This window comes from Bradyrhizobium sp. UFLA06-06 (assembly GCF_054820065.1).
This window is the reverse complement of record NZ_JADFUD010000010.1, coordinates 91711-103612: the sequence shown is the minus strand read 5'-3', so window position 1 is coordinate 103612 and position 11902 is coordinate 91711. Positions and strand designations below refer to the sequence as shown.

At 65.1% G+C, this 11902-nt stretch carries 10 protein-coding genes; 3 read left to right on the top strand and 7 right to left on the bottom strand.

What is annotated here, in order from left to right; all coding sequences use genetic code 11:
- Positions 1–7: 7 nt before the first annotated feature.
- The 6 genes from IF803_RS11485 to cysG form a co-directional block, all read right to left on the bottom strand.
- Positions 8–997, bottom strand: a complete 990-nt coding sequence (locus IF803_RS11485; RefSeq protein ID WP_028342243.1) for a sulfate ABC transporter substrate-binding protein — start codon at positions 995–997, stop codon at positions 8–10.
- Positions 998–1201: 204 nt separating this feature from the next.
- The gene (locus tag IF803_RS11480; RefSeq protein WP_461192207.1) at positions 1202–1930 is read right to left on the bottom strand and encodes a phosphoadenylyl-sulfate reductase; all 729 of its coding nucleotides are present in this window, start codon (positions 1928–1930) and stop codon (positions 1202–1204) included.
- On the bottom strand, positions 1927–2442 hold the full coding sequence (locus IF803_RS11475; protein ID WP_016845212.1) for a DUF934 domain-containing protein: 516 nt from the start codon (positions 2440–2442) through the stop codon (positions 1927–1929). Before IF803_RS11475 ends, IF803_RS11480 begins: the two co-directional genes overlap by 4 nt.
- Positions 2429–4084 carry a nitrite/sulfite reductase gene (locus tag IF803_RS11470; protein WP_461192206.1) on the bottom strand — a complete coding sequence of 552 codons (1656 nt, stop codon included), beginning with the start codon at positions 4082–4084 and terminating at the stop codon, positions 2429–2431. The genes IF803_RS11475 and IF803_RS11470 overlap by 14 nt, the downstream gene beginning before the upstream one ends.
- 12 nt (positions 4085–4096) lie before the next feature.
- Positions 4097–4414 carry a DUF2849 domain-containing protein gene (locus tag IF803_RS11465; RefSeq protein WP_028334721.1) on the bottom strand — a complete coding sequence of 106 codons (318 nt, stop codon included), beginning with the start codon at positions 4412–4414 and terminating at the stop codon, positions 4097–4099.
- Complete coding sequence (gene cysG, locus IF803_RS11460) at positions 4411–5862, bottom strand: siroheme synthase CysG (RefSeq protein ID WP_461192205.1); 1452 nt, start codon at positions 5860–5862, stop codon at positions 4411–4413. Before cysG ends, IF803_RS11465 begins: the two co-directional genes overlap by 4 nt.
- 247 nt (positions 5863–6109) lie before the next feature.
- On the opposite strand from cysG, the gene cysD reads away from it, so the two are divergent.
- The 3 genes from cysD to IF803_RS11445 all read left to right on the top strand — a co-directional run bounded on the left by cysD (position 6110) and on the right by IF803_RS11445 (position 11196).
- The gene (gene cysD, locus IF803_RS11455) at positions 6110–6904 is read left to right on the top strand and encodes a sulfate adenylyltransferase subunit CysD (protein ID WP_155258612.1); all 795 of its coding nucleotides are present in this window, start codon (positions 6110–6112) and stop codon (positions 6902–6904) included.
- Between the two features lie 63 nt (positions 6905–6967).
- A complete protein-coding gene (gene cysC / locus IF803_RS11450) occupies positions 6968–8887 on the top strand; it encodes an adenylyl-sulfate kinase (protein ID WP_461192204.1) in 1920 nt (639 codons plus the stop codon).
- A gap of 146 nt (positions 8888–9033) precedes the next feature.
- A complete protein-coding gene (locus IF803_RS11445; RefSeq protein WP_461192203.1) occupies positions 9034–11196 on the top strand; it encodes a malate synthase G in 2163 nt (720 codons plus the stop codon).
- A 457-nt stretch (positions 11197–11653) separates the two neighbouring features.
- Here the strand turns inward: IF803_RS11445 and IF803_RS11440 are convergent, their stop codons facing one another.
- Positions 11654–11809, bottom strand: coding sequence for a Thivi_2564 family membrane protein (locus IF803_RS11440; RefSeq protein ID WP_461192202.1), 156 nt, complete (start codon positions 11807–11809; stop codon positions 11654–11656).
- Positions 11810–11902: the final 93 nt, after the last annotated feature.

The following is an 11902-nucleotide window of genomic DNA, read 5'->3' as shown; positions in this document are numbered from 1 at the left end:
AATCCGATCAGTTCTTGTAAATCTGATCGAAGATGCCGCCCTCGGCGAAGTGCTCCTTCTGCGCCTTGGTCCAACCACCAAAAACGTCGTCGATGGTGAAAAGTTCAACCTTGGCGAAGGATTTTTCGTACTCCTTGGCGATCTCGGGATCGCGCGGCCGGTAGGAGTTGCGCGCGGCGATCTCCTGACCTTCCTTGGTGTACCAGTACTTCAGATAGGCTTCGGCGACCGCCCGGGTGCCCTTCTTGTCGGTCACCTTGTCGACGACGGCGACCGGCGGCTCGGCGAGGATCGACTGCGCCGGGGCCACGATCTCGAACTTGTCCGCGCCGAATTCGCGCAGCGCCAGAAAGGCTTCGTTCTCCCACGCCAGCAGCACGTCGCCGACGCCGCGTTCGACGAAGGTCACGGTCGAGCCGCGCGCGCCGGTGTCGAGCACCGGCACGTTCTGATAGAGGTCGGCGACGAATTTCTTCGCCTTGTCGGCCGAGCCGAACTTCTTCTGCGCATAGCCCCAGGCGGCGAGATAATTCCAGCGCGCGCCGCCCGAGGTCTTCGGGTTCGGCGTGATGACGCTGACGCCGGGTTTGATCAAATCGTCCCAATCCTTGATGCCCTTGGGATTGCCCTTGCGCACCAGGAACACGATGGTCGAGGTGTAGGGCGAGGCATTGAGCGGCAGCCGCTTCTGCCAGTCGGCGGCGATCAGGCCCTTGCCCGCGATCGCATCGATGTCATAGGCAAGCGCCAGCGTGACGACATCGGCCTGCAATCCGTCGATCACCGAGCGCGCCTGCGAACCCGAGCCGCCATGCGACTGCTTGATCTCGACGCTCTTGCCGGTTTCCTTCTGATAGGCCGCGGCGAACGCCTTGTTGAAATCGACATAGAGCTCGCGCGTCGGATCGTAGGACACGTTCAGCAGCGAATAGTCGGCCGCAAAGGCCGAGCTCGCCCACAACAGTCCCGCGACCAGCGGCAGGATACGACGGATCATTTCTGTCTCCATTCAACCTGAGAAATGTCAGGGAACACGCAAGACATAACTCACGGCGAAGTGGTCTTAAGTCAACAAAACCGGTTTTCTTTGTTTTCGGCGGCGCAGCGCGCTTGTGCTACGAAGTCGCCGCACTGCGAAGGCTTTGTCGCGTCGCCAAATCGCGACGAACCGTCATCGCGATCGAGCGCCCTGCTCCATGCCCTATGACATCTTCATTGTATGGATGCCGCATTCCGTCTTGGCCCGGCCGCGCCAGCGGCCGTCGCGCGCATCCTCGCCGGCAGCGGACCGGCTGCTGCAAGGCATACACCCGACCGACTGATATCCCGATGCGACAAGTGGATGCGGCGGCAGCTTGCCGAGCGTGTAGATCGCCTCGATCTCCTCGCGGGAGACATTGGCGAACGGATTGAATTTCAGCCTGACGCCGTCATCCTCGACAACCGGGATGTCGGCGCGGGCACCGCCTTGGAAACGCTTGCGGCCGTTGATCCAGCCGGCGAACGGCTTCAGCGCGCGCGCCAGCGGCTCGACCTTGCGGATGCGGCAGCAGGCGTCGGGATCGGTGAACCACAGCTCGCGGTCCGGATCCTGGCGCGACAGCGCTTCCTCATCGGGCTTGATCGAACGCACATCAGTGAGGCCGAGCGCGGCTATCAAAGTGTCACGATAGGCCAGCGTCTCCTCGAACAGCCAGCCGGTATCGAGAAACACCACCGGGATCGCCGGATCGACGTCCGCCATCACCTTGAGCAGCGCGGCGGACTCGGTGCCGAACGACGACACCAGCGCCACCTTCTCGCGGCCGAGCGTCCTGACCGCGGCCGCGATCACCTCGGCGGGTGACGCCGTGCGCAGCGCGCGATCGAGCGCATCGGCCGCGGGCAATGCGGCCGGCGCCACTGCGAGCTCTGGTGCAAGCGTGCTCACTGGCCGGCGCTCTCCGAGTGACGCAGCTGCATGCGGCGGTTGAGTGCGGTGACGCGGCCGTCGCCGGTCGGCTGGTAGAACACCGAATAGCGCTTCATGGTCGCGGCGAACGCGTCGGCATCGGCATCCTTCTTCACCTCGAAGGCGTCGAAGCCGGCGCGCGTCATGAACACGAACTGGTCGCGCAGGATCTGGCCGGTGGCGCGCAGCTCGCCGTCATAGCCGTAACGCTCGCGCAGCAGACGGGCCTGGCTGTAGGCGCGGCCGTCGCGGAAGGTCGGAAACACCAGCGCGACCGAGGCCAGCCGGTCGAGATGCGGCACGAGATCGTCGAGGTTGCGGTTGTTCGGCCAGATCACCCCTAGCTTGCCGGGACGGCGCAGCAGCGCCTCCGGATCGGCGAGAAAGCGCTCGGCGCTCACCAGCACCGCACCGTCGCCCGGCAGCTCGGCGCCGTCGGCGACATGCACGAACAGATCGGTGGTGATTCTTCCCTGCTTAACGAGTGGCATAGACCCGCTCCCTGATAGGCTCGACGCCCAGACGCTTCACCGTATCGACGAACAACTCCTCGGGACGGTCGCGCAGCGCGAGATAGGCTTCGACAATGTCTTCGATCACGTCGGCGACTTCCGCATAGGGAACGGCCGGGCCGATCAGCGTGCCCAACTGCGCGTTCTCGTCGGCGCGGCCGCCGATCGTGATCTGGTAGAACTCCTCACCGTTCTTCTCGACGCCGAGAATGCCGATGTGGCCGACATGGTGATGGCCGCAGGCATTGATGCAGCCGGAGATGTTGATGTGCAGCCGCCCGATCAGGTCGGCGGTGTCGTGGTTGGCGAAACGGCGCGTCAGCTCCTGCGCGATCGGGATCGAGCGTGCGTTGGCCAGCGAGCAGTAATCCAGCCCGGGGCAGGCGATGATGTCGGTGACGAGGTTGACGTTCGGCGTCGCGAGGCCGAGGCGATCGAGCGCCTTGAACAGTTGCGGCAGGTCGCGCTTGGCGACGTGCGGCAGCGCCAGGTTCTGCTCGTGGCCGACGCGGATCTCGCCGAACGAATATTTGTCGGCGAGGTCGGCGACTGCGTCCATCTGCTCCGCGGTGGCATCGCCCGGAGGGCCACCGACCGGCTTCAGCGACAGCGTCACGATCGAGTAGCCCTGCACTTTGTGCGCCGACACCGAGTTCTTGCGCCAGCGCTCGAACAGCTTGTCATGCGCGGCCTGCTTCAGCTCGTCCGGCATGTGCGGCAGCTTCTCGTAAGGCGGATAGGAGAAGCGCGAGCGGACCTCCTCGATGGCGGTGTGATCGAGCGTCAGCCCGACATCGCCCATCGCCTTCCACTCCTCCTCGACTTCCCTGGCGAACTTCTCGATGCCGAGCTCGTGCACCAGGATCTTGATGCGCGCCTTGTAGATGTTGTCGCGGCGGCCGTACTGGTTGTAGACGCGCAGGATCGCCTCGATATAGCTCAGGATGTCGCGGCCCGGGACGAACGGCTTGATGGTCTTGGCGATGAACGGCGTGCGGCCGAGGCCGCCGCCGACCAGCACCTCGAAACCGGTCTCGCCGTCGGCGTTCTTGTGCAGCCGCAAGCCGATGTCGTGGATCTTGATCGCGGCGCGGTCGTGCTCGGCGGCGGTGATCGCGATCTTGAACTTGCGCGGCAGGAACGAGAATTCCGGATGCAGTGTGGTGTGCTGGCGGATCAGCTCCGACCAGATGCGCGGATCCTCGATCTCGCCCGGCGCGACGCCGGCCCACTGGTCCGAGGTGACGTTGCGCATGTTGTTGCCGGAGGTCTGCATCGCATGGATGCCGACTTCCGCAAGATCGGCCAGCGCGTCGGGCAGCTCGGCGAGCTTAATCCAGTTGAACTGGATGTTCTGCCGCGTGGTGAAGTGGCCGTAGCCGCGATCGTAGCGGCGCGCCACATGGGCGAGCCGGCGCAGCTGCTTCGACGACAGCGTGCCGTAGGGGATCGCGACGCGGAACATGTAGGCGTGCAGCTGCAAATACACGCCGTTCTGCAAGCGCAGGATCTTGAATTCGTCCTCGGTGAGCTCGCCGGAAAGGCGGCGCTTCACCTGGTCGCGGAATTCCGAAACACGCTCGTTGATCAGCGTGCGGTCGAGTTCGTCATATGCATACATGATGGATGAGCCTTACGCCGGCACCTGAAGATCGATCGTGACGCCCTTGGCGCGGATGTGTTCGCGAAGATTGCCCGGCTTGAGCTTGCCGCCGTCCTTGAGCTCGACCGGCGCGATGTAGGGGCCGACCGCGCCGACATCGTCGGCGGTGGCTTCGGCCAGCAATGCGCGCGCATCGTCGGAGGTGCTGACGACAGCGGAATCGGACAGTTCGGTGGACCAGCCTTGCTTGGCGGTTCGGTACACCACGGCACCATCCCAGGTGCGGTTGGCGGTCACCACCGAGGGGCCCGTGATCCTGATTTTCTTCTGTTCAAGCGGAGAGGTCATTCGGCAGCTTTCAGCAGTTCGGAGAACATCTGGTTGGAGAAGAGTTGGGTGACGTTGGACCGGCTCCACGGCGCGGAATGCGCGACCACGTCGCCGATGATGAGAATGGCGGGACCGCCATCGACCTGTTTGACGAGTTCGGGCAGCCGCGCCAGCGTGCCGACCGCGGCCTTGGCATCCGGCCGGGTCACGCGCGCGAACACGCCGACCGGCGTCTCCGGCGAGCGGCCCGCGGCAAGCATGCCTTCGCGGATCGAAGGCGCCGCGGTCATGCCCATATAGACGACGACGGTCATCTTCTTGTCTGTCAGCACCGACCAGTCGACGACCTCGGCATCGCGCGCCTTGTGCGCGGTGAGGAAGGTGATGCGCAGTGCCTCGTGCCTGAAGGTCAACGGCACTTCGAATTGCGCGGCGGCGCCCAGACCGGCGGAGACGCCCGGAATGATGGAGTAAGCGACGCCGGCGTCGCGCAGCGCCTCGATCTCCTCGCCGCCGCGGCCAAAGATAAAGGGATCGCCGCCCTTCAGCCGTACCGCGCGCTGGCCCGACTGCGCGGCCTCGATCATCAATGCATTGATGGCGTCCTGGCCGATGCCGGGCTTGCCGACACGGCGGCCGACCGGGATCCGCGTGGCATCGCGCCGGATGCGGTCGAGAATTTCGGACGACACCAATTCGTCGTAGAACACGACGTCGGCATCCTGCAGCGCGCGCAACGCTTTCACCGTGAGCAGATCCGGATCGCCGGGACCGGCGCCGACCAGCGTCACGTGACCGATGGCTTTGCCTTCCGCGCTCGCGCCGGCGAATGCGGCGGGATCGGTGATCGCGTTCAGCGCCTGCTCGGCCTCGTCCTTGCGGCCGGCCAGCACCAGCGCGCCGATCGGGCCGTCGACGACACGCTCCCAGAAGCGGCGGCGCAGCGGAAACTCTTCGATGCGAGCGTGGATCGATTTGCGGACGCCGCCGATGAAGCCGGCGAGATCGCCGATCCGCGCCGGCAGCACCGCCTCGATCTTCTCGCGGATGCGGCGCGCCACCACCGGCGACGTGCCGCCGGTGCCGACCGCGACCACGACATCGCCGCGATCGACGATCGCCGGCATGATGAAGGTGGAGTGCACGAGGTCGTCCATCACGTTGACCGGCAGGCCGATCGCTTTGGCGCGCACCGACATCGCAACACCGATCTCGCCGGCGCCGGCACAGAGGACGGCGATGACACCGGAGAGATCGGCGGCGAGCGGATCGCCTTCGGCGCGCTCGATCCGCGCGGCGTCCTCCGCCGTGAGACCGGCAATGTCATGATCGCCGTCCGTCGCGTACCAGCGCACTACGGCGCCGGCGGCTGCGAGCAGCCGCAACTTGGCGCGCACGAGCTCGCCCGCTCCAACGAGCAGCACCTTGCCGCTTTGCAGATCCAGAAACACCGGCAGATATCGCATCAGACACTCGCTTCCCCAATTTGGGGGTTGACTGAAATTATTTTCTATTTATCTCTCGATCAAGCCCAGCAAAGAGAAAATTATTTCTTCTCTATTGCAGCGCAACTTTAGAATTTTCAACTCCACAGGCCAAGGCCAAGAGATGCATCTTCTCGACAACGAATCCGTCGCCGCCAAGACGCGGTCCGCAGCCCTTAGCAATGCATCTTCCGTGCCGGGGATTCCCGCCAATCAGGCCCCACCGTCGATGGATCATCTCGACGAGCTGGAGGCGCAGAGCATCTACATTTTGCGCGAGGCGTTCGCCCGGCTGAAGAAGCTCGCGCTGCTGTGGTCGCTCGGCAAGGATTCCAACGTGATGATCTGGCTGGCGCGCAAGGCGTTCTTCGGCCGCGTCCCGTTCCCGGCATTGCATGTCGACACCGGCAAGAAATTTCCGGAGATGTACGCGTTCCGCGACCGCTTCGGCAAGGAATGGGACCTCGACCTGCGCGTCGAACCCTGCCCGCCGATCGACAGCGTCGACCCGACCCTGCCGCCGGCCGCGCGCTCCGCCGCGCGCAAGACCGAGGGACTGAAGCTCGCACTCAACAAATTCGGCTTTGACGGACTGATCGCCGGCATCCGCCGCGACGAGGAGGCGACGCGCGCCAAGGAGCGCGTGTTCTCGCCGCGCGGCCTCGAAGGCGAATGGGACGTCCGCGACCAGCCGCCGGAGTTCTGGGACCAGTTCAACGCCTCGCCGCCGCCGGGCGCGCATTTGCGCATCCATCCGATCCTGCATTGGACCGAGGCCGACATCTGGGCCTACACCAAGCGCGAAGGCATTCCGATCATCCCGCTCTATCTCGCCAAGGACGGCAAGCGCTACCGCTCGCTGGGTGATGCCGACATCACCTTCCCGGTCGCCTCCACCGCCTCCAACATCGACGAGATCCTCACCGAGCTCGACGGCACCAAGGTCCCGGAGCGCGCCGGCCGCGCGCTCGACCACGAGACCGAGGATGCGTTCGAGCGGCTGCGCGTCGCCGGCTATCTCTGATCGACACTCGAAGCAACACCTGACTCCAAGCAACTTGGTTTCCCACTTCGTGCGAGCGTTCCGATGAACATGATCCTTCCTACCGCCTCGATCTCGGCAACGCCCAACGGCACGACGCGGCCGCAGGTGCGCATCGTCATCGTCGGCCACGTCGATCACGGCAAGTCGACGCTGGTCGGACGCCTGCTGCATGAGACCGGTAGCCTGCCGGACGGCAAGCTGGAAATGCTGAAGGCGGTGAGCGCGCGGCGCGGCATGCCGTTCGAGTGGTCGTTCCTGCTCGATGCGCTGCAGACCGAGCGCGACCAGGGCATCACCATCGACACCACCCAGATCCGCTTCCGCACCCGCTCGCGGGACGTCGTGCTGATCGACGCGCCCGGCCACGCCGAGTTCTTGCGCAACATGATCACCGGCGCCTCGCAGGCCGACGGCGCGGTGCTGATCATCGATGCGCTCGAAGGCGTGCGCGACCAGACCAGGCGGCACGGCTATCTCTTGCATCTGCTCGGCGTGAAGCAGGTCGCGGTCGTGGTCAACAAGATGGACCGCGTCGAGTTCAGCGCCGATCGCTTCAAGGAGATCAGCGACGAAATTTCCGCGCATCTGATCGGCCTCGGCGTGACGCCCACGGCGGTGATCCCGATCTCGGCGCGCGACGGCGACGGCGTCGCCGAGCGCACGGCGCGGATCGACTGGTACCAGGGACCGACCGTGGTCGAGGCGCTCGATGCGCTCGAGCCGGCACGCCCGCTGGCCGAGCTGCCGCTGAGGCTGCCGGTGCAGGCGATTTACAAGTTTGACGATCGCCGCATCGTGGCGGGCCGCATCGAATCCGGCAACCTGAAGGCCGGCGACGAGATCGTGATCATGCCGACCGGCAAGATCGCGCAAATCAAGACCGTCGAGAGCTGGCCGGTGACGCCGGTGGGCGGCCCGCAGGGCGCCGGGCGCTCGGTCGGCATCACGCTCGACCGCGAGCTGTTCCTCGAGCGCGGCGACATCATCGGACATGCCGGGCAGAGCCCGCGCGACACCCGCCGCATCCGCGCCCGGATCTTCTGGCTGCACGACAAGCCGCTGACCAAGGGCGAGCAGATCCTGATCCGGCTCGGCACCAAGGAAAGCCGCGCCACCGTGGTCGCGATCGAGAAGGCGATCGATCCCGGCGCGCTGTCCAACGAAGAGAACACCGCGATCGCACGCAACCATGTCGGCGAGATCGACATCTCGCTGGCGCAGCCGGTTGCAACCGATCCCTACACCGACAATCCGCGCACCGGCCGCCTCGTGATCGAGGTCAACGGCCGGATCGCCGGCGGCGGCCTCGTACTGTCGGTCGACGCCGGTCGGCCGGCGGTGCCGGTCGATATCGTGCCGGTGGAGTCCGCGCTGCGGCCGGACGAGCGCTCGGCGCGCTACCATCACAACGGCGCGGTGATCTGGCTGACCGGCCTGCCCGGCTCGGGCAAGTCGACCCTGGCGCGGGCGCTGGAGCGGCGCCTGTTCGGCAATGGCGGCTCGCCGATTCTGCTCGATGGCGACACGCTGCGTGCCGGGCTGAACGGCGACCTCGGCTTCTCGCCGCAGGACCGCGCTGAAAACATCCGCCGCCTCGCCGAAGTCGCGACCCATCTGGCGCGCAACGGCCATATCGCGATCGTCGCCGCGGTGTCGCCATCGTCCGCCGACCGTGCGGCAGCGCGCCGCATCGCCGACAGCGCGTTCCGCGAAATCTATGTCGCGACGCCGGCCGAGGTCTGCGAGACCCGCGATCCCAAGGGCCATTACGCCAAGGCCCGCTCCGGCGGATTGCCGTCTTTCACCGGCATCACCAATGACTACCAGCCGCCGACCGGCAATGAACTGACCATCGACACCTCGAACCGCTCGGTCAGCGACGCCACCGACGAGATCGAGCGGATGCTGGCCACGACCGGCATCCTGTTCGACGAACTGACCGACCTCGCTGCGAATATCTAGGCGGCGTGGCCTCCTCCTCTGGGGGGCCTTCTCAGAGCCGGGACTTTAGGGCTAAAAGGGCCGTGAACGCGGCCCTTTGGCGCGTTTTTTGCTGATTTCTGTCGAAAACAGCTCCTAAACGCCCCATTTCTTTGAGAAAGCCCATCATGACTCGTGTCGATGCCCATGGATTGAAGATCGCCCCTGTCCTGTTCGATTTCATCGCCAAGGAGGCGACGCCGAAAACCGGGATCGCCCCGGATGCGTTCTGGGCCGGACTTGCCGCCATCATCCAGAAGCTCGGACCGAAGAACCGCGAGTTGCTCGCGGTGCGCGACGCGCTGCAGGCCAAGATCGACGACTGGCATCGCGCCAACAAGGGCAAGGCGTTCGACATCAACGCCTACACCGCGTTCCTCAAGGACATCGGCTACCTGCTGCCCGAGCCCGCGACCCACAAGGTCGAGACCGCAAATGTCGACGAGGAAATCGGCAAGATCTGCGGCCCGCAGCTGGTGGTGCCGCTCACCAACGCCCGCTACGCGCTGAACGCCGCCAACGCGCGCTGGGGTTCGCTGTACGACGCGTTCTACGGCACCGATGCGATCCCGCACGATCCGAGCGAGGCTGGCCGCGGCTACAACAAGGCTCGCGGCGACAAGGTGATCGCGAAGGCGAAGGCGTTCCTCGACGCCGCCGTGCCGCTTGCGACCGGAAGCCACACCGACGTGACCTCCTACGCCGTGATCGCGGGCCAGCTCTCGGTCAAGCTGAAGAGCGGCAATTCGACTGCGCTGAAGAACGCCGCCCAGTTCGCCGGCTATCAGGGCGACGCCGCCCAGCCTTCCGCGATCCTGCTCGTCAACAACGGCATGCATGTCGAGGTCAAGATCGACCGCAGCAACGTGATCGGCAAGGATGACCCGGCCGGCGTCGCCGACATGACCCTGGAATCGGCGGTCTCCACCATTCTCGACATGGAAGACTCGGTCGCCGCCGTCGACGCCGAGGACAAGGTTCTGGTCTATCGCAACACGCTCGGCCTGATGAACGGCACGCTGTCGGCCGATTTCGAGAAGGGCGGCAAGACGCTGACCCGCTCGCTCAATGCCGACCGCGTCTACAGGAAGCCCAACGGCAGCGAGCTGAAGCTGCACGGCCGCAGCCTGCTCCTGATGCGCAACGTCGGCCACCACATGTTCACCGACGCCGTGCTCGACGCCAAGGGTGAGGAAATCCCGGAAGGCATCCTGGATGCCGCGGTCGCCGGCCTGCTCGCGATCCACGACCTCAAGGGCAACTCCAAGGTCAAGAACAGCCGCACCGGCTCGGCCTATATCGTCAAGCCAAAGATGCACGGCCCCGACGAGGTGACGCTGACCTGCGACCTGTTCGCCGAGGTCGAGAAGATGCTCTCGCTGCCCGAGAACACGCTGAAGGTCGGCATCATGGACGAGGAGCGCCGCACCACGGTCAACCTCAAGGCCTGCATCCAGCGCGCCTCCAAGCGCATCATGTTCATCAACACCGGCTTCCTCGACCGCACCGGCGACGAGATCCACACCTCGATGGAAGCGGGTCCGATGATCCGCAAGAACGACATGAAGGCGCAGCCATGGATCAAGGCCTATGAGGACTGGAACGTCGACAACGGCCTGATCGACGGCCTGCCCGGCCATGCCCAGATCGGCAAGGGCATGTGGGCGGCCCCCGACAAGATGGCCGATATGCTGGCGCAGAAGATCGGTCATCCGCAGGCCGGCGCCACCACCGCCTGGGTGCCGTCGCCGACCGCGGCCACGCTGCACGCGCTGCACTATCACCAGGTCAACGTGATCGCCCGGCAGCAGGAGCTCGCCAAGGGCGGGCCGCGCGCAAAGCTGTCCGACATCCTCACCATTCCGGTGTCGCAGTCGAACTGGGCGCCCGACGACGTGAAGCAGGAGATCGACAACAACTGCCAGGGCATCCTGGGCTACGTCGTGCGCTGGATCGACCAGGGCGTCGGCTGCTCCAAGGTGCCCGACATCCACGATGTCGGCCTGATGGAAGACCGCGCCACGCTCCGCATCTCGAGCCAGCACCTCGCGAACTGGCTGCACCAGGGCGTCATCACCAGGGATCAGGTGATGGAATCGCTGAAGCGCATGGCTGTCGTCGTCGACAAGCAGAACGCCGGCGATTCGCTCTACAAGCCGATGGCGCCGTCGTTCGATGGCGTTGCCTTCAAGGCGGCTTGCGACCTGATCTTCGAAGGCCGCACGCAGCCGAACGGCTACACCGAATACATCCTCACCGCGCGCCGCCGCGAGGCCAAGGCCGCGGGCTGATCCGCGAGCGATCGCAACGACTAAGCAAAGCCCCGGTGCGAGCCGGGGCTTTTTTGTTGGCGCCGCGAGCCTGCCGTCGCAGGGGCGCACTGCCAAATTATCGAAAACAACCCCATGCAAAGGTGCCGGCGGCTGCCTGCGGACACGGCAACTTGACTCGTCGGGCAAATCAGCGGCATTATTCCATTATTCCGAAATCGTGCAGACGCCCTCGCCGTGTCATCACCCGCGCATGCATGTGCGGGGGACGACACCGAGAAGCTGTTTGACAACTTGAATCGCGTCCCACCGTCATCGTCGTCCCTGCGAAAGCAGGGACCCATAACCACGAATGGTAGTTGTTGGATGGCGCCGGAACGACGCATCCCGTTCACAATAAAAGCCGCGGAGTATGGGTCCCTGCTTTCGCAGGGACGACGATGAGGATGGTTCCGCTTCGCTCCTCGCAATGACGGATCTAAAACACTGCCAGATACTTCAGCAGCGAGACGATGCCGATGATGATGACGACGGCGCGGGCGATCTGCTTGGCGCGGCCGTCGAGCGGCAGCATGTTGATGAGGTAAAGAACGAGAATAATGACAAGGAAGGTGACGAGTACGCCGACGAGCATGCGAAGCCCCCTGATGGCATCGGTGAATGTGCTGTTCGCCCTTTGCTAACGTGCAGGAGGCAGGCCGGTTCCGCGCCAGGAACCGAAAGCGGC